We start from the raw sequence: 18,402 nt of genomic DNA, 5'->3' as shown, positions 1-18,402 counted from the left end.
ATTCACTTATTCTCTCTGATACACCCCAATCATTTTTTTATCTTTTTCCGGCCAGAGAGAAGTCTCAACATTATACAAGGTATTTTCTGGAAAAATTCAAAACAGAGTATGAGTAAATACGCGATTGAGATGTTTGAGTAATAATTCCCATGACAGAGCCGCGATCACGATATGTCTCCGTATGACAACAGCCCATGTCCAGTCTCAAAAGAACAGATTAATTACGTCATATAACTAACACTTAGAGATATGGTATCCAGCATTGTCCTTCCGATAAAAAAAGTCAACTCACTCGTTGACTCAAAAATTTCCGTGGAAATAAAAGATGAGGGATGTAAATTCGAGGGACGGCTCGTCGCAATGGACGAGTATCTCAATCTTCACCTCGAAGAAACCGTTGAGATCACCGCAAACGGTCGAAGAAACATCGGCACCGTCGTCATCCGCGGAAACAACATCCTCACCATCTCTCCGCTGAACTAAATATGTCCAGAGAAGCTGAACTAAACGAAGCGGACGAAAAAACATTTGCCTATCTCAAGGAGCATCCGAAAGGAGTTCTGCAGAGCGACCTCTGGAAAGCAATCGAGGTGGACAGCCGCACCTGTTCGCGCATCCTCAAAAAACTGGAGGATGCAGGCCTCATCGCCCGGGAGGAGACGAAAAAAGACGGAACACGCACCTATCTTATCACCGTCGTCCATACATCCCAGGCAGTCGATCCAAGCCTTTTGATGGCCGGCGAGTACATCGTTCCATGCGTAGCATGCGATGAAGAGTGTACCGTCGAACACTGTAAGATGCTCGAAGACTGGATCTATGAGCTGGTCTTCGACGAACTCGAATAACCTTCTTTTTTTCTCTGTCAATCAATAACGAAACCTATTTCTCCATAGCCTACAGATTCAGTGTATTATGTCGGCAGGTTTTTTTGACCGGTTCTCTGCAAAGAAACCCTGGATCGTCGAGAGTGTACCGCCGCCCTCGACCGGTCACGGGGCAGGAATGCAGGTACCCGAATACAAATCGCACCCCTATTTTATCGTCGCATCCGTAGAGATGGGAAACACCACTACCAAATGTATTCTGACGGGTACAAGCCTTGATGACGGGAAATCCTACATCATCAACAAAACCGTGTCCATGAGCAGAGACGTCAGAAAACCCAAAAACGGAGAAGAGATTTTCGGAGCTACACTTGACGGGACGGAGCTCACCAGAGAGTCCGTCACCGAACTTGTCAGAGACACACTGATAAAATGCCATAAAGATGCAGATCTGAGCATCAAAGACGAACTTGATTTCGTTGTGAGAAGCACGGGAGTCGTGGCCGCAATGGACTCACCCGATCAGGTCGGCGAGTTCGTCAAGGCGCTCGCTAACGGATGCCTGCTCGCCGGCGTCCCGCCGAAAAAGATGACGCCCCCGATGGGAATCAACAGCCTCCCAAAAAAACTCCGGGACTTTTCCTACGCCGACCGGCTCGTTTTTACCGGGGCGATCGCCGGCGTAATGCCTCCAATCGGATCCACCGGTGTTGAGATGGTTGCAAACGAGATGGAGGGAGAGCTCGCAATGGCCGGAATCAAGGAAGGCGCCAAATGGACCGGCGTAGACTTCAGGAATCCCTGTATCTCCATGGACTTTGGGACAACGCTTGATGGACGAATCACCAGCGACGTTGATCCAAAAGCTGAAAATCCTTTTGCAAAAACGATTGGAAACTTCTGCGGCCTCGCCGGCGCAATACCCGATGCAATCATTCGCGGAACCGGCCTCGTCGATAAAAAGAAAGGTACCGCGCTTGACCTGTTCGGAGAAAAATGCAAACCTTCCTCGACCCGTGCGACGAAAAAAGCCCAGCCCTATGTTGACCGCTGCATGGAAATTATCGACATCACCGAAGTCCCGCGGGACCGGACGCATTTCGGCAAAGTGCCGGTCTGTGCCGACGTTGCCGAGGATTCCGGCATCGTTCTGATAGGTGTCGATATCGGTGTAAACGGAGACCGGACGGCAGATCTTGAAGCGATCGGAGCAGAAATCGCCAAAAACGAAAACAAAGAAGTAATCAAAGAGGTTATCGACAGGGTATGTGCAAACGTCGCGCTCAAAATCATAGATATCTGCGTCAAGAGAAACTTCCTGCCGAAAAACAGCTCGATAGGATTCACCGGACGTGCGATCATCTCAGGCAATAAACCCCAATATATCCTCGAGGGCGTAATGGAGCGCGGGATCTATGACGATCCGGTCGATCATCTCGTCTTCGTAGACGACGGACTCGCCCGCGGAGCGGCACTGATGGGCCGTTGTATGAACAGTCTTGGAAATCCAAAGTGCCCGATCGGCGGGGTTCGGGGCGGACATTGTATTATGGCAAAACGCCAAAAGATAGGTAAGTAATATGGAAGACGAAGAATTTGATTTAGTCATTCCTCCGGGAACGCCGAGAACGATCATCCGCGACGCCGCACTCAAGTTCGACGTAGAACTCGTGAGTGTCACCCGTCCGCTGAATTATGCCAACATGGTGAACGACGAACGCGAACTGCTGGCACTTCGGGGAAAGAAAGAGGAGATCGAAAAAGCGAATGAGTTCCTTTATCAGAAGATAAAGGAGTTCATTGACAGCTAACTTTTTTTATTTTCAAAAGAGCCGATCCTCTATACGAAAAGAGAGACTGAAAAATATTGGATATATTAATTGATATTTTCGAGACTGTACCCGCGTGACGTCAGAAGAGCTTTTACTCTGTCACGGTGATTTCCCTGAAGTTCAATAGAATTTTCCTTCACGGTGCCACCGCATGCAAGCCGGCCTTTGAGAAACTTGGACAGATCCTCTAAATCGATCTCATACGGATCGAGACCATCGACAACGGTCACTTCTTTACCGTACCGTCTCTTGCTGACTTTAACGCTAATACGCTGCTGTTCTTTTGCGACTTCTTCACAAATACAGAGTTCCTTTGGTAAACCACATTTCGGGCAGATGCCACTGTTCATTGCAGTAGTTAGTTGGTGCCGGCGAGTTAAAATATATATGGTTGACTTGAGGTGTAAAACATGCCGGGATTTATCCTTTGAAATTATAGAAATAATTATTGAGTTTCTCTTTTTTCGTCACAATATCCCGCTCGGCTTTCGATAAAAGGAGATCGCGCTCCCTGCTTTGGATTGCAGGACAGTATTTGCAGAAGGCATCATCAATATCATTCCAGACTGCGCGGACCGGGCAGTAATACTCACCGTCGTACTGTTCCACGGAAAATCCGCCGGGAAACGGCATACCCACCGGATGAACCGGTTCGTCTTTGATGTAAACGGAATAAGCGGCGATCAGATATTTGAGGGAGCGCAGACGGTCTCCCGGCGTTCCTTTCGAAGCAGCTCTCCGTGCGTCGGCCGTAAATGCTTTCCACGAGGGAGGAAGCAGAACTGCAGCATGGATCGGCGTAAGCTCGTCGGTCATCATCCGGTGGTATCCGTCGACGATCTGGATGCGGGCATACTGCATGAGAGAATCCCCGTACTCTTTGGGAACATTCTCCAGCTTTTTTGCATACCGGTTAAGCATCAGCTCCAGATCTTCGGGAGAATACAGCTGACCTTTCTCTTTGAGGAGAGCGAGAAGAGCACCTTTGCGGGACACGCGGGCAAACTCATCCCATGAAAAAAGAGTTCCCGAAAGGGACGTCCCCTCCCGGTTCCAAAATCCCATCAGGCCACCTTATTCTGACAGCGGTTTTGCGCCTTTCTTCCAGACAGCTTCCCGATAGGTCGGACCGCTGTTATACGTACAGAACGGGATGAGTTTTCCATCCGGCGTCGCATAGTGGATACAGCAGCGGGATACCCGTTCGGTGTCGTAGTTGAAGGCATCCATAAAATGCATCGAGCCGATGAAGAGAGCATTTTCGTGGAATTTTCCAAGCGAGTCGTAGTCATGTTTGACGAGAGCATCGTAGATGAGTTTCTTTAAATCGATCCGGATGCCTTCGACTTCTTCTTTAGAGACGGCCTTGTTGATCTTGCCAAGACCGGTGGCCATTGCCAGATATTTACCGGTTTTTCCGGTCGTCTTGAATTTTTCTGCGAGGACGTTTGCCTCGGCGAAGAACTTGTCAACATCAACGAACCGGGTGATCGGGACGAGATCACCCTCGTCATTCACGAATCCATAGGTCGCGGCTCCGCAGTGAGGGTGAGCGCAGAACATGATCTGGGGTTTTCCGGTGTATGCCTCGATCAGATCACAGATCGTCATGACGGACGGGATCGGATAGAAATCGGATGATTTGAGCTTGCCGCCCATCTGTTCCTCCACGCAGCGGGTGATATCGGGAATGGTCACGCGTTCGCGCAGAACATCATCCTCTTTTGCCGCGCCGGTAAAGGCTACGGGCTGGAAGTTGATACCCCGGATGATGTCGACATTCTTGCTTGCAAACTTAATGATGCCGCCGATCTCGTGATCATTCTTCCCATGGATGATCGTCGGGACAAGCACGACACCAAGACCGACTTTCCGGCAGTTTTCGATTGCCGGAAGCGAAGTTTTTTCCAGAAGAGGATTCGTCTCTTTGGAAATGCCGTCAAAATGGAGATAGACGGTAGAGAGTCCGGCTTCGCGCAGATTCTTTGCAAGTTCGGGATTCTGGGCAAGTTTGACGCCGTTCGATGCCATCTGAACCTGGCTGAAACCAAGCTCTCTGGCTTTTTTGATGAGATCGACGAGATCGTCACGCATCGTGGGCTCGCCGCCGGAAAATTGAACCGCCGGACAGGGGACAGGCTTTTCGTTCCTGAGAAGCGCAAGCATCGAAGTGATTTCATCAAAAGTCGGTTCATAGATATATCCGCAGGCCCGGGCATTGGCAAAACAGAACTCGCACTTCAGATTGCAGCGGTTCGTAACATCGATGTTGGCAAGAAGCGTTCCAGACTTATGGTTTGCACAAAGACCGCAGCGGGTCGTACATTCTCCCGGAAGGTCAACATTCGGATTTTCCACACCCCTTCCCACACGGTCATAGGTGTCGAACCGCCGATACATCTCGGCATCCGACCAGTACAGATTCTTTGCATAACCGTGTTCCGGACAGGTCCGGTATATCCATATTGCACCGTCCTCCTCAATGATTTCCGCGTCAAGCAATTTACCACAGACGGGGCACAGGCTTTTCGTTCTTTTTATTGGCGTCATGGTTAACTCCCTTGAAATATAATTATTATAGTAATTCGCGTTTAACTATAAAAGAATGAGAGTGAGAGTTTGATAACAGATATTTTAACGACTGTGGGGATGGCCTGTCTATGGGCAGTATGGATTATGATACCGGCATACATTCCAAATCCTGCCGCAGCTTTGCTCGGCGGAGGGACACCAGTCGATTTCGGTAAATGCGCCAAAGACGGACGGAGGATCCTTGGAGATGGAAAAACCTGGCGCGGATTGATCGGCGGTATTGTCGTTGGTATCATATTCGGATTAATGCAGATCTTTCTGTATAATTACTTCAATCTGGAATTCCTGCCGAAACAGACGATAATCACCGTATGTGCCCTCGCCACAGGAGCACTTCTCGGAGATATGGTCAAAAGCTACTTCAAGCGCAGATTGGGAAAAGACCGGGGAGCCAAATGGCCGATCGCGGATATGTATGATATGGTTGTTGGATCCCTTGTTCTGATGACACTCGCATTACTCGTGACAGGGAATCTCAATTGGTTCACCGAAAATTTCGACTCGGTCGGATTCCTGATCGCGACCATTATTGCCATCCTCATACTATCACCTCTATTACATAGAGGAACAAATATTATCGGATACTTACTCGGGTTAAAGGACGTACCATGGTAAACAGAATATTAGACCTTCTGATTCAATATAAGGCAGTGGAATTCGGGGATTTCACCCTCGCGTCCGGTGCTCAAAGCAAATACTACATCGATGTAAAAACGGCGATCATGCAGCCGGAACTCCTCTCCGAGATTGCAGCTGAAGTCGCGAAAAAATACGATTTCGAGTGTATCGCGGGCGTCGCCGTTGGAGGGGTCCCGCTCGCCGTGGCCGTATCTCTGGCAGCAAATAAACCGTGCGCCGTCATCCGGGCAGCAGCAAAAGACCATGGAAAAAGTCAGATGATCATCGGAAACGTAAAAGGACAACGGGTCCTGTTAATCGAAGACGTCACGACGTCGGGCGGTTCATCAAAGTACGGCGTCGAAGAACTGCGGAAAGCCGGAGCGCTGATCGATTCCGTCGTCACCGTCGTTGACCGGGAAGGCGGGGCAGAAGAACTTCTCGCCGCAGAAGGGATCACGCTGCACCCGCTCGTGAAAGCGAGCGAACTTCTCGCATAATTTTCTCATTTTCGCGCCTCTAAAAGATCATTTCTTTCCGGTTTATTTGAGAAACCAGAAACAATCTTTATTCAGAGATGGTCGAATTACAAAGTCGGCAGTTCATTACAAGAAAGGTTCGTATTTTTTCAGTCAGTGAAGTGATATGAAGCCGCAAATACCAAGTTATTGGAAACATTATTTGTCTGTTAACGCGCCATAGATAAGGATATGAAAATATTAGTGGCCGGAGGTGGCGGAAGGGAACACGCCATCTGCTTAGCACTCACCAAAAATGCGAACGTTGAACTCTACTCAGTCATGGGGAAAAAGAATCCGGGCATCGCAAAAATAGCCCGCGAATCCTTCATCCACGCAGAAACGGACGTACCCGCAGTTCTTGCATTCGCAAAAGAACACAATATCCAATATGCCGTTGTCGGACCCGAAGCCCCGCTCGAAGCAGGTCTCGTCGATGCCCTTACAAAAGCAGGAATCGGGTGTGTGGGCCCGGTCAAAGCTGCTGCACGCATCGAAACCGACAAGGGATTTTGCCGCGGCCTCATGAATAAATACGGAATCGACGGCTGCCCGGCATACAAACTCTGCAATACCCCCAAAGAAGCCGCCGAATTCATTCGCGAATATCCAGGCGATCTTGCAGTCAAACCGACCGGCCTTACCGGCGGAAAAGGGGTCAAAGTCATGGGCGAACAGGTCGACCGCGAAGGGGCCGTCGAATACGCCATGACCTTGAAAGATCAGGTCATCATCCTCGAAGAACGCCTTCTCGGCGAAGAGTTCACGTTGATGGCATTCGTCGACGGCAAACATCTCGTTCCCATGCCGCTCGTTCAGGATCACAAACGCGCCTTTGAAGGAGATGTCGGCCCCAACACCGGCGGGATGGGATCCTACTCGCTCGAAAACCACAAGTTCCCCTTTGTTACCGAAGACGACTATGCTAAGGCGATCTCCATCATGCAGGCGACCATCGACGCGCTCGCACAAGAGGGAAGTCCTTACAAAGGTATTCTCTACGGCCAATTTATGAACACAAAGACCGGGCCGAAAGTGATCGAGTTCAATGCACGGTTCGGTGACCCCGAAGCGATGAACGTGTTGTCGATCCTGACCTCGGATTTCCTGACCATCGCAGAACACATCATCAACGGCACGCTTTCGGCAAACGACGTCTCCTTTGAGGAGAAAGCCACGGTCTGCAAATATATCGTGCCGATGGACTACCCCGACAAACCTCATGCAGGCGATGTCATCACCGTCGGGCCGGCAGAGAATACCATTCTCTATTATGCAAACATCGCTTTGGAAAACGGTGTCCTGATGACCCTGACCTCCCGCACGATGGCATACGTTGGGATCGGGGCCTCGCTTGCTGAAGCGGAAAAATATGCGGAAGCAGCCTGCAGGAATGTATCCGGCAACGTCAGATACCGGAGTGATATCGGAACAGAGGCGCTGTTTGCAAAACGCATCGCCCACATGAAGGAATTAAGATCATGAAAAAAGATTTTCTTTCGATCACCGACCTCTCGGCAGAGGAGTATGAAGACATTCTCACCCTGGCTGCCCGACTCAAACGCCAGCGGTATGCCGGCGTCCCCCACCCGCTTCTCGCCGGAAAAACCCTCGCAATGATCTTCGAAAAGGCATCCACCAGAACGCGGATGTCGTTTGACGTCGGCATGTACGATCTCGGCGGATATGCACTCTACCTGAATGCTAAAGACACACAGCTCGGACGCGGGGAAACCGTCGCCGATACGGCACGGGTGATGTCCAGATACGTACACGGAGCGATCATGCGGACCTACAAACACGAGACGATCACCGAGTTCGCCAAATACGCATCCATCCCGGTGATCAACGCCCTTTCCGATAAAGAGCATCCCTGCCAAATCATGGCAGACTCATTAACCCTCAAAGAAAAATTCGGAGAGCTGGACGGGCTGAAGATCGCCTGGATCGGCGACGGGAATAATGTCTGTAATTCGCTGATAATGGCCTCCGTGCAAACCGGCATGGAAATCGCTGTCGGAACCCCGAAAGGATACGAACCCGATCCGGCTGCCGTGAAGTTCGCCAAAGAAAACGGCGGGAAAGTCACCATCTACGATGATCCGGTCAGAGCCGTCAGCGATGCCCACGCAATTTACACCGACACCTGGATCTCGATGGGCGAAGAAGACATCAAAGAAACCAAGCTCAAAGACTTCGTCGGCTACCAGCTCGACACCGCCCTGTTAAACAAAGCGGCGGACGACGCTCTCGTTCTCCACTGTCTTCCGGCCCACCGGGGCGAGGAGATCACGGACGAAGTCATCGATTCCATGCAGAGCGGGGTCTGGGATCAGGCGGAGAACCGGCTGCATGCCCAGAAAGCCATCCTCGTTCGGCTGATGACCCAAGGATACTAAAATGCAGCCCGACTTTCCCCGAATCGGCAAACGGTTGTTTGCGGAACACTTGGTTGGAGGAAACTTCGGCAACATGAGTGTAAGAACCGATGATGGATATTTCATCACGAAAACCGGATCCTACCTCGACGCGGACCCCGAACAGATCGTCCTTATGCCCCTAAACGGCAGGGTCACTCCCGGAGCATCCAGCGAATGGCGGGTGCATACTGCAGTCTACAATGCCTCGGAACACAAAGCGATCGTCCACGCCCACCCGCCGTATGCCGTGGCCCTCTCGCTCCTCGCCGACGCCGAAATCGAGACGATCGACAGCGAAGGACACCTGCTCGCCCCGACAATCCAGGTCGTCGAAGGCCCGTGCGGATCACAGCAGCTTGCAGATGTAGTGGCAAAAGGCCTTTCATCTGCCAACATCGTCATTGCCAAAGGTCACGGGACCTTTGCAGCCGGCCGCGATCTGGATCAGGCTTATCTTTACACCTCGCTCGCCGAACACTGCTGCAAAGTCCTGCATCTGACGAAAACCTACAGATAATTTTTCTTATTTTTCCCACCTCAATCTTTAGCCAGAGTCGAGAGCTGAAAATAATTATATGAGGAGATGCATAGTATCAAACATCGATCAATGAAGTTCATCGCAAATCTTAGCACATGGAAGAAAAGATGTCTGTTTTTTGCAGGTGGATTTTTCATTGCATTTCCCGGCGCAGTATTTATGGCGGCACTGGGGATGTACCCGGCACTTTTCAGCACACCGGATATTTTGCAGATTCCGGCAGTCGTCGTCGGGTTAGGATTATTTCTCGCAGGAATGGCCTCCATGTTCCATGCATTTATGCTCAAAGAATAACGTGAACAGAGACCGATTTTAACGAAGAACATTACGGGAATAGGACTTACGCGGTGTGGTTGTGACCCCAATTCGGGAAGGGTACGGCTGGGTTTGAAAACCTGAGGTTATTTAACCGCCAATCTCCGCGAATTAACGCGAATCGCATTTTTCTTGCGTTCGGGTGCTCTGCTTCGGCTGATCGCCTACGCAGAATCGCACCCTCTCTGGAAAAATGCTGAGGAAAAACCCGCGTGCGGGTTTTTCTTATCTTGCATGTCTTTTTTCTGGAAAAATAGATGAACAGTCCCTTTTCTTGACCTGGGGTGCGGGGCCGCGACTCCGGCGCGGAGCGGCCCGCGGTGGGATATCCTATTTGCTGAGGCCCCTATACGTTGCGTGCAAGCCTTCGGCTTGCGTGCCGCCTCAAATGGGCTTTGCCCATTTGGGCTTTCCAGGTAGTTCATCTGGAGTGAAGGATTCAGACAGGAAATATGTGATGATTTTGAAGATACAATTCGGGAAGTATATGGCTGGGTATGGAAGCATGAGAAAGCCCACCGCGTAAGTCCTACGGGAAATTAAAAAAAAATATTGCGGGTTCAGAGTGCCGCATCGATATATTCCGAGATCCTTGGAACGGAAATAGCCCCAACCGGCACAACGTGCCCATTCACCAGAATTATCGGCAGCGGCGGGTGATCGATTTTCACAATCTCGACAACCCTCTCCGGGATCCCCTCATCCAGCGACGTAAGGATCAGGGAGACACGGTCGCCGTACTTCTCTTTCAGCGCTTTTTCCAGTGCCGGAAACGCAAATGCCAGCGTCTCCTTCTCGAAACACTCAACAAGCCCGCAGGACCGGTCTTTATCGCAGGGAAACGGACCGCAGGGCCGGTAGGTATAGCCAATCACTTCAACTGAAATCGGAGTCATACCTAAAGTATTGGTACTGGTTTGTAAAAAAGAATGGTGAAACGGTAAGACGTTTCAGTTTAGATAAGGGCCTTCAAAAGGCTCTCGAGAGTTGCAGCGTCGGTCACTCCCTCCAGACGCTGGATGACCTTCCCGTCCTTTTCGATGATGAGAGTCGGGACTACACTGATGGAATACTTGTTGGCAAGGTCCCCATGCTCATCCACATCGACCATCTGGACATCAACCAAGCCTTCCATTTTTTTGGCAAGATCATGGACGATTGGGCTCTGAATTCTGCAGGGTCCGCACCAGGTGGCGAAGAAGTCGTACAATACCGGTTTTGTCATAATTAAAACTGGGAGAAGAACACTAATATAGCTTCCCATCAGGGAATAAAAAAAGAATCCTATGGAGGAGTTATTTGATGAGAGCCTTGATCAGGTCCCGGTCAAACAGCATGCCCGAAAGCCGCTGATCGTTATCGATGATCGGCATCTGATCGACCCGGCCGCGTTTCATCCGCAGAGCACAGTCGCTGACTTCCGCATTATTGGGGACGGCAATGACTTTTCTGACCATGCAGACCTTTACAGGACGGTTTGGAAGCTCGACTTTGGAGACGCCGTAGGAAATCGTGTGATTATCGCGGATGCTTTCCCAGGTCCACTCATCATCATCCGTTCCGGTCGAAAAGTCGCTCGTCTGAACATCATCCTCAATGCTTGAACATCTGATAAGGTCACGCTCGGAAATAATACCGGTGAGCTGGTTCTCCGAGTTGAGAATGGGCATTGCATCGGTGTGGGCAAGCTCCATGATCCGGCCGACGACCGGGAGAGGGGTTTCTTCCCACATCGCATACGTCCTTTTGCTGACGAAACCATGTCTAATCTCGCGAACGTCCCGAAGTTTGGCAACTGCGCCGACAAGATCGGAGACGCTTAATATGCCTATGAGATTGTCTCCTTCGACAACGGGCAGACGGCGGACATTCATCTTCGTCATGATTTCTGCAGCTTCCGAGAGGGTAACCTCCGGGCGGATCGTCAGCGGCTCGGATGACATCAGAAGTGCAACCTGAGTCTCCTCCGGTTTACGCAGAATATCCTTTCTGGTAACGATACCGAGGAGTTTCTTCTCCGGACCTTTCACCACCGGAACACCACTGATTCCGGTCCGCTTGAGAATACGTAAAACATCATCGCGGCCTGAGGGGATCTCGACCGTGACAACGTCTTTTGTCATGTAATCTTTTGCTAACATTTCCGTCATGATATTCACCTCTGGATGCGGGCCGGCCACAATGATCGGCCCCTGTGATTTCCTTTTGCAGAAAATCCGTGTGTATTTTTTGGAGTGCTGGAGATAAATAACGCTTACATTCCTGCTGCGGATTTCAAGGGAAAAATGCCGGCGAATCAGATATTCGCGCGGAAAAAAGTTGAGGGGATTTATTTTTTGATGATCAGGGTGTTGGTTTTCGCATATGTAATGATATGTGAAGAAACACTGCCGATAAGAAGGCGGTCGAGTTTGCTCTTTCCGCGGGATCCGACAACGATCAGATCGCACTCCAGTTCGGAAGCCATGTTGATGATCGTATCGCCGGCATGTCCTGCTTCAAGATGGGGCGTAACTATCACGCCTTTCTTGGATGCATCCTCGACAAGTTCTTCCATGATATCCCGGCCTTCTTTCTCGAAGCGCTGGTAGATCAGTTCCCAGGAAGCATCCACCGGACCGGGCGAGATCATGCCCGACTCGATAACGTAGATCGCATGCAACTCGGCTTTGGACATTTTTGCCAGTTCAATCGCTTTATTGAATGCACTCTTGCTGATGTCGGATCCGTCAATCGCAACAAGTATCTTGGTAAACATTTTTTAAAACCTCCTACTTTATGAGTAAATTACTCCTCCAAGGTTATAAAGAGTTGGTATTCCACCCGGAAATGACCCGAGTGATACCCCGCGACCCAACCCGATTTAAGAGAGATGTGCGGGGATCCTGCGTCCAGCGGCCGGGATACCCTCCGTCAAGAAGGAGGAGGTCGGCAGGCCCTCCCGCCTCGATTCTGTTCCTTCGGCCAAGAAGGGAGAAGCCGTCCGTCATCATCCGAAGGATATTGCCGGAATCGATTTTGTATATGGTTTGGAGAAAGGCTGCCTCGGCAAACATATCCGGAGCCACAAACATCGCATTGTCGGTCCCAAGAAAAACCCGGCATCCGGCATCCAGCATTTCACGAACCGGCGGCCGGCGGGAATCGGCAGTTGCTCCAAGCAGCCAGTTCGATCTCGGACATATGACGATCGGAATGTCGCAATCGGCCGCTTCCCGGATGTGGGCTCCCGTGAAATGCGTGGCATGGATGATCAGATCGGGTTCGAGGGAAAAAGCAACATCTATATCCTTAACGCCCGCCTCGCCTGCATGCACGGCGAAGAGTTTGCCGGCAGCTTTTGCGAGGCGGACCGTTTCTTCCTCTTCTTTCGTTCCTTTCGCACTGGAAAGACCAAATCCGCGGGCGGAAAACTCGCCGCCGTCTCTTCCGAAAATAACCATGCCTACCGACGGATCGGCCGCCTGATTGAGAAGGTCGACGCCGGACGTTCCCCCTTCCCGGAAATCCGCAAAACCAAGCGTCCCGGTCGCCTTCATAAAAGCAATCGTATCCTGCATCGCAGAGACCAGACGGCGAGCCGGCGTCTCCCGCAAAAGTCTGTGCTTCAACCCGTTGGGCGGGGCGACCAGTTCCGCCAGCGGCCGGTCGATTTTTGTATCCATCCCGACCGTGTCGCCGATGTGAGTATGCGCGTTGAAAAAAGCAGGGACGATCCATTGCGTGGAAGTGGTTTTCCGCTCGGTAATCTCTGAGATACGCCCGTTTTCGATGACGATTTCGACATTCTGCGGGGTAAACTCCTCGCCGATGAATGCCATTCCTTCCAGTATCTCCTCCTGCATCAACCCGTGATCTCCTGTTCTTTTATATGGGTAGAGGATGAATATAATAGGATATGGCAGCAAAGAGCTCGGGCAGAGGACTAAGTTCATCAGCAGGTCTGGTTACCTACTACGATGCGGATGACCGCAAAGCGTTCCACATTAAACCAACGGTTGTTTTAGTGGTCGCGGGCGTCATCGGCGTCGTAATTTACCTGCTGAACCTTTTCATCTAAGTCCAAATAATATACGTGAGATTTTATCTCAACATTTTTTTCTGATCCACGGATCGCTTAAATATTTTAAAAGAGAGGTATCTGTATGCAGTTTCGGATGATCCACAACAATATCAACGTGCTCGACCTCGACCGGTCGATGAAGTTCTATGCAGAAGCTTTGGGACTTTTTGAAGTAAAACGGATCGTGCCCGAGTCAGGGGACGTTACGATCGTCTTTTTAGGCGACGGACAGTCGGATCACAAACTGGAACTCACGCAGGTTACCGGCCGAACAAAACCGTATGAGCCGGGCGACAACGGAAGACATCTGGCGTTCTCGACCGATGATTTTCAGGGCTCGCTCGAAAAACACCAGAAGATGGGCTGCGTGAAGTCGGTCAACGAGGCAAGTGGTATCTATTACCTCGAGGATCCGGACGGATACACGATCGAAATCCTGCCAATCGGCAGAGGATGATATCATATATATGTATATCCAATTTGCGAAAAAATCACAAAAAAATTCGGCTCTTATGTATTCATAACATATATCTGATTACATTCTTCCGGCCTGAAACAGAACACTCAGCATTCTGAGAAACAACCCTCCCGCCGGTATGGATACGAGCTAATTTATGAATATTGATTCGACGATTCCAATCAGAGAGGGGACCCTCTCCCCTCCGGCGGAAGAACTCGACCTCTCGACCTTCTTTCCGCCAACGAACAGCCATTCGAATATCACGCTTACCTTCGATCCTGACGAACCCGAAGGTAAACACTGCCCGGTCTCGCCGGTCCCGGTTCCCCGGGAACTGCCGGCAAACACGGCAGCAGCCGTAAAAAGCGCCGGAAGGGCTCTCCGGTATTATAATACTGCGAACCGTTCCTTTGTCGGCATCTATGCCGGCAGACTGTGCGAAATCACGGACGGAGTGATCGCACCTCTCGACCGGGGAAGGCTTCGCATTCTGCTCACAGCGCTTTCCTCCTGGCACAAACCGGGCGATGAATCCAAGACCGAGATCCCGCTTCCCTTCGACCTGCTCGAAAGCGTGCTGAAGGCTTCGGCAAAGGAGCTGGATCGTCTGCCGGAGATCACAGGCGTGCATTGCGGCGCAATGCTGAAGCAAAACGGCGAAATCGTTTCCGCGAAAGGCTTTGAGAAAGAGACCGGCTGGTATTTCTGCCGGGATCTGGAGATCGAAGAGGCTCCAGACATTCCCAGTGAAGACGATCTTTCGCGTGCACGGGAAGATATCTATTCGGTGTATCGCGAGTTTTTGTTCAAAGACCGGGCGGATTATGAAAATAATCTGGCGGCACTGTTTTCCGCGATGCTCCGACCAAGTCTTCCCGGTCCGTTTCCGATCCATGCCGTGCGGAAAAACAGTCCGCGGACCGGGGGGAGTTTTCTGCAGCAGATCAACGGGATTGCGGCGTTCGGGGCCGAGATGCCGGTCTACCCTGCCCCGTCCCGCACGGAAGAGATGGAGAAGCTGCATAAGACGATCGTTAAGGAGAGTCCGCTGTATGCGGTCATCGATAATGTCCCGCCGGGTGCGGATTTTGTGTCGGAGTTTCTTCTTTCGGCGACGTCGGGAAACGGTAGAGCGTCGTTTCGCGACTTTGGAACGCTGAATCAGGTGGAACGGGCCGTGACTACGCAGTTCTGCGTGAACGGGAACCATCTGAAGATCTCGGCGGATGTCTGCGGACGCGTGATCGCGACAAATATTATGGCGCAGAAACCCTGGCAGGATCTGAGGTTTTCCCGGAAAAAGGATGAGCTGATCGCTTATGCCCAGGAGATGCACCCAAAAATCGTGCGGGCATTCGCGGTGTTTCTGAAAAACTGGATCGCGAAGGGCCGGCCGGCTCCTCCGCCGTGTCCGGGGAATCTGGCGGAGTATCCGCAGTGGTATTCTGTTATCGCCGGGTCGCTGTATGCAGCAGGGTTTTCGAGGGTCCTTTCGAATCTGGATGAGATCCAGACTGAGGAGAATGAGGCGGAGACGGAAGGATGCGAGCTTTTGTCCCGGCTGTTTGCCGCGTTCGGGAGCGAAGTGTTTACGGCCGCCGGGCTGAAGACTGCGATGATCCGCGAAGGAGAGCAGCGTAAGGAGCATCAGGTTTCTGCGCAGACGATTCTGGATTATGCACCGGATCGTCTGGTGAATGCAGCGGTCGCCGGAACGCTGACGGATGTTATGGCGGGGAGATGGATTTCGCAGATTGCGGATCAGAAGTTTGCGGGATATGACCGGTTTCTGATGAAGAGCCGGACACCTCTGGGTGTTCGATATAAACTCGTTCCTGTGGAAAAACAGACATGCCTTACGGATCCTCAGAAGGATATGTAGGTAATGTAGGAGGAATGCAGGATGAAAATCCTCAACCCTACATAGATTTACGGTAGGATTTTTCTTTGTTTTGGATTTGGAGGAGTATTTGTATTTTTATGTAGGGATGTAGGATGATTTTGCGTTGTGTGAATAGGGAGATACGAGTTGAGAGATATTCTGCCGGAGAGGATGGATTTCATTTTATCCTACATTACCTACATAGAGTCATAATGACCCCTTATTCCCAAATTCAAGGATAATTCATGGGATATTACCCACCATGTATCCTACATTCATCCTACATGAGGGGATATTGTGTATTAACATGAAAATAGTTGGTCGCCGACTACGTTTCCAACCCGCTGTCGCAATTCAAAGATTTGCTCGGCTGAGGGCAAGCCTGACGGCTCACCCCGCCTTCCCAAACCTTAATACCCTCCCCTCTCTATAGTTTGTCAGAACAACAATATCATGTCCATACCAACCCGCCTTCTTCTCCTCGGACTTCTCCTCGCCTCGCTCTTCATCATCCCCGCCGCCGCAGACCTGCCGTCCTCCTACGATATGCGGGATGTAAACCTCACCCCCGTGATTACCGATCAGGGAATCTATGGGGTCTGCTGGGCTTTCGCCAGCATCAGTTCGCTTGAGTCCAGTATGATCAGACAGGATCCAGAAACATACACCGGCATCGATCTCTCCCCGTTTTCGGTGGTCTACTACACCTACAACCGTGATGAACTGGTCGACCTCGCATCTCCATATCCGGGACTCGAAGGGATAGCGGGCGACACCACGCACATCGATGAAATCGATCCGCCGGACAACATCTCCGGGCTTCTTCTCGGGGGAGATCTAACCCAGGCGATGTATACTCTTGCCGCCGGATTCGGCGCCGTCAATGAATCCACCACCCCCTTCGATTCCTACGGGAACAATACCGCCCCATCAGCAGACACGGCGATATCGGAGAACGAGATCGTTCTGGACTCCGTAATTATAATCCCACCGACGGAAATCGAAGACGTAAAGACGATGATGCTCGAAAAGGGAGCACCTGCGGTCGGATTTTTCTTTAATCCTGCCGAGCCCTATCTGGAAGAGCTGGAAAACGGGGACTGGATGTATTCTCTTGGAGATACAAACAGGGAAGACCTGGAATCAGCCGGAGGGCATGCAGTTATTCTGATCGGCTGGGATGATGCATTTTCTAAAGAGCAGTTCTATGTGACGCCAAAACAGGACGGCGCATGGCTGGCCCAGAATTCGTGGGGGAGCAATCTCTCGAACATCACCTACTTCTGGATGCCGTATGAGGAACTGACCTATCCGATCACGTTCTTCGTCGGAACCGAGCCATGGGTCGGGCACACTTATCAGTATGACGGGGGAACGCTAGTTCTGAATGAATCCTTGACCCAAACTTCGGCATCCATCAGCAATATTTTCACATGCGGCGGGAATGAAGAGATCCAGGCCGTATCTCTCGATACGAACCAGTCGGTGAACTACACGCTGCGTGTTTACACCGATCCTCTGCCGGATGAGCCGGATTCCGGGACACTGCTTGCAGAGCAGGAGGGGGTAATCGCATTCCCCGGATACTATACGATCCGGCTGGATGAGCCGGTCCCAATCGAGAAGGGGCAGACCTTTTCGGTTGTCTACGATCTTGAGGGGAGGGAGCCTCTGAATATCTCGATCGACACCTCCGCAGTGTCAGAGGAGGTCGAGACGGTGACCTTTGCAAAAGCGGGCCAGAGTTATCTGAATGACGGGACGGGGTGGACGGATCTGAGCGCGGACGGGAAGACAAATCTGCGGATCAAGGCGTTTACAAACGACATGGTGTTTTGGATCGGTATGGATCCAATCTCCGCTTCGATGAAGGAGCGAAGTGTTTCGGTTTCCGGAACGACGAACTTCGCGGCCGGAAAAGAGATCATGGTTACACTTTTCTACCCGGATGGGGAGGTTAAAAGGGAGACGGCAGTGGTGAAGAAAGGTTCTCTGGCAAATTTCTGGGAGGTTACGTTCTCTCCAGTGAAGATGACGGAGGAGGAGTTTTTTGTGTCGGCGGAGCGAAACGGGGTGCTGATGGAGAGCGGATTTGTGCCGGAAGGGTTTACAGGGATGCTGGTTTTCGGGGAGAAACAGACGATCCTGCCGGCGATGGGAGTGATTTAGGTTGACAGGGTATACTGGCATTCTTAAATGAAGAAAGGAGTCGGGATGGGTGTGGATGTATGAGTTAAACCAACCGCGAATCGGCGCGAATCCGCCCTTCGGGCGAAGCGAATCGGATTTGCTATTCCTCACTCTCGCAAGTCTCTCGCAAGACAAAGCCTTGCTCGG

General features: G+C 51.2%; 22 protein-coding genes. 14 read left to right on the top strand and 8 right to left on the bottom strand.

The features are described from left to right. The first annotated feature begins 249 nt into the window (after positions 1 to 249). The 4 genes from MLAB_RS01695 to MLAB_RS01680 all read left to right on the top strand — a co-directional run bounded on the left by MLAB_RS01695 (position 250) and on the right by MLAB_RS01680 (position 2,638). Positions 250 to 483, top strand: coding sequence for an LSM domain-containing protein (locus tag MLAB_RS01695; RefSeq protein WP_011832702.1), 234 nt, complete (start codon positions 250 to 252; stop codon positions 481 to 483). Positions 484 to 485: 2 nt separating this feature from the next. Beyond that, complete coding sequence (locus MLAB_RS01690) at positions 486 to 848, top strand: helix-turn-helix transcriptional regulator (protein ID WP_011832701.1); 363 nt, start codon at positions 486 to 488, stop codon at positions 846 to 848. A 67-nt stretch (positions 849 to 915) separates the two neighbouring features. Beyond that, the gene (locus MLAB_RS01685) at positions 916 to 2,406 is read left to right on the top strand and encodes a methanogenesis marker 14 protein (protein WP_011832700.1); all 1,491 of its coding nucleotides are present in this window, start codon (positions 916 to 918) and stop codon (positions 2,404 to 2,406) included. Position 2,407: 1 nt separating this feature from the next. Further along, entirely contained in the window at positions 2,408 to 2,638 is a 231-nt protein-coding gene (locus tag MLAB_RS01680) for a hypothetical protein (RefSeq protein WP_011832699.1), read from the top strand. A gap of 65 nt (positions 2,639 to 2,703) precedes the next feature. Here MLAB_RS01680 and yciH read toward each other — a convergent pair whose 3' ends face one another. The 3 genes from yciH to tes form a co-directional block, all read right to left on the bottom strand. Further along, positions 2,704 to 3,009, bottom strand: coding sequence for a stress response translation initiation inhibitor YciH (gene yciH / locus MLAB_RS01675; RefSeq protein WP_011832698.1), 306 nt, complete (start codon positions 3,007 to 3,009; stop codon positions 2,704 to 2,706). A gap of 70 nt (positions 3,010 to 3,079) precedes the next feature. Further along, positions 3,080 to 3,724 (bottom strand): DUF2115 domain-containing protein, encoded by a 645-nt coding sequence (locus tag MLAB_RS09340; protein ID WP_011832697.1) that lies wholly within the window; start codon positions 3,722 to 3,724, stop codon positions 3,080 to 3,082. Between the two features lie 9 nt (positions 3,725 to 3,733). Then, positions 3,734 to 5,209: a tetraether lipid synthase Tes gene (gene tes, locus MLAB_RS01665; protein ID WP_011832696.1), complete on the bottom strand. Its 1,476-nt coding sequence runs from the start codon at positions 5,207 to 5,209 to the stop codon at positions 3,734 to 3,736. Between the two features lie 126 nt (positions 5,210 to 5,335). Between tes and MLAB_RS01660 the strand changes: the two genes are divergently transcribed. From MLAB_RS01660 to MLAB_RS01635, 6 genes are all read left to right on the top strand, one after another. Then, positions 5,336 to 5,866: a CDP-2,3-bis-(O-geranylgeranyl)-sn-glycerol synthase gene (locus tag MLAB_RS01660; RefSeq protein ID WP_048061961.1), complete on the top strand. Its 531-nt coding sequence runs from the start codon at positions 5,336 to 5,338 to the stop codon at positions 5,864 to 5,866. Then, positions 5,860 to 6,369, top strand: a complete 510-nt coding sequence (gene pyrE, locus MLAB_RS01655) for an orotate phosphoribosyltransferase (RefSeq protein ID WP_011832694.1) — start codon at positions 5,860 to 5,862, stop codon at positions 6,367 to 6,369. Before MLAB_RS01660 ends, pyrE begins: the two co-directional genes overlap by 7 nt. A gap of 210 nt (positions 6,370 to 6,579) precedes the next feature. Then, positions 6,580 to 7,872 (top strand): phosphoribosylamine--glycine ligase, encoded by a 1,293-nt coding sequence (purD, locus tag MLAB_RS01650; RefSeq protein WP_011832693.1) that lies wholly within the window; start codon positions 6,580 to 6,582, stop codon positions 7,870 to 7,872. Beyond that, entirely contained in the window at positions 7,869 to 8,786 is a 918-nt protein-coding gene (gene argF / locus MLAB_RS01645) for an ornithine carbamoyltransferase (protein WP_011832692.1), read from the top strand. Before purD ends, argF begins: the two co-directional genes overlap by 4 nt. Before the next feature lies 1 nt (position 8,787). Beyond that, entirely contained in the window at positions 8,788 to 9,324 is a 537-nt protein-coding gene (locus MLAB_RS01640; RefSeq protein ID WP_011832691.1) for an aldolase, read from the top strand. A 90-nt stretch (positions 9,325 to 9,414) separates the two neighbouring features. Continuing rightward, positions 9,415 to 9,639: a hypothetical protein gene (locus MLAB_RS01635; RefSeq protein WP_048061960.1), complete on the top strand. Its 225-nt coding sequence runs from the start codon at positions 9,415 to 9,417 to the stop codon at positions 9,637 to 9,639. Between the two features lie 581 nt (positions 9,640 to 10,220). On the opposite strand, the gene MLAB_RS01625 is transcribed toward MLAB_RS01635, so the two are convergent. The 5 genes from MLAB_RS01625 to MLAB_RS01605 form a co-directional block, all read right to left on the bottom strand. Next, the gene (locus MLAB_RS01625; RefSeq protein WP_011832689.1) at positions 10,221 to 10,556 is read right to left on the bottom strand and encodes a hypothetical protein; all 336 of its coding nucleotides are present in this window, start codon (positions 10,554 to 10,556) and stop codon (positions 10,221 to 10,223) included. A gap of 59 nt (positions 10,557 to 10,615) precedes the next feature. Continuing rightward, positions 10,616 to 10,885 (bottom strand): thioredoxin family protein, encoded by a 270-nt coding sequence (locus tag MLAB_RS01620; protein ID WP_048061958.1) that lies wholly within the window; start codon positions 10,883 to 10,885, stop codon positions 10,616 to 10,618. Positions 10,886 to 10,955: 70 nt separating this feature from the next. Beyond that, positions 10,956 to 11,801: a CBS domain-containing protein gene (locus MLAB_RS01615; RefSeq protein ID WP_048062171.1), complete on the bottom strand. Its 846-nt coding sequence runs from the start codon at positions 11,799 to 11,801 to the stop codon at positions 10,956 to 10,958. A gap of 188 nt (positions 11,802 to 11,989) precedes the next feature. Continuing rightward, a complete protein-coding gene (locus MLAB_RS01610) occupies positions 11,990 to 12,418 on the bottom strand; it encodes a universal stress protein (protein ID WP_011832686.1) in 429 nt (142 codons plus the stop codon). 43 nt (positions 12,419 to 12,461) lie between these two features. Further along, complete coding sequence (locus tag MLAB_RS01605; protein ID WP_011832685.1) at positions 12,462 to 13,505, bottom strand: amidohydrolase family protein; 1,044 nt, start codon at positions 13,503 to 13,505, stop codon at positions 12,462 to 12,464. A gap of 53 nt (positions 13,506 to 13,558) precedes the next feature. Between MLAB_RS01605 and MLAB_RS01600 the strand changes: the two genes are divergently transcribed. From MLAB_RS01600 to MLAB_RS01585, 4 genes are all read left to right on the top strand, one after another. Beyond that, on the top strand, positions 13,559 to 13,720 hold the full coding sequence (locus MLAB_RS01600) for a preprotein translocase subunit Sec61beta (protein WP_048061957.1): 162 nt from the start codon (positions 13,559 to 13,561) through the stop codon (positions 13,718 to 13,720). 85 nt (positions 13,721 to 13,805) lie between these two features. Next, positions 13,806 to 14,180 carry a VOC family protein gene (locus MLAB_RS01595; RefSeq protein WP_011832684.1) on the top strand — a complete coding sequence of 125 codons (375 nt, stop codon included), beginning with the start codon at positions 13,806 to 13,808 and terminating at the stop codon, positions 14,178 to 14,180. A gap of 157 nt (positions 14,181 to 14,337) precedes the next feature. Then, complete coding sequence (locus MLAB_RS01590) at positions 14,338 to 16,065, top strand: hypothetical protein (protein WP_011832683.1); 1,728 nt, start codon at positions 14,338 to 14,340, stop codon at positions 16,063 to 16,065. A 453-nt stretch (positions 16,066 to 16,518) separates the two neighbouring features. Beyond that, positions 16,519 to 18,234: a C1 family peptidase gene (locus MLAB_RS01585; protein ID WP_011832682.1), complete on the top strand. Its 1,716-nt coding sequence runs from the start codon at positions 16,519 to 16,521 to the stop codon at positions 18,232 to 18,234. Positions 18,235 to 18,402: the final 168 nt, after the last annotated feature.

The sequence above is a fragment of the Methanocorpusculum labreanum Z genome (assembly GCF_000015765.1).
Taxonomy (GTDB): domain Archaea; phylum Halobacteriota; class Methanomicrobia; order Methanomicrobiales; family Methanocorpusculaceae; genus Methanocorpusculum; species Methanocorpusculum labreanum.
The sequence above is the reverse complement of the archived record's forward strand: the minus strand, read 5'-3'. Positions and strand labels throughout refer to the sequence as shown.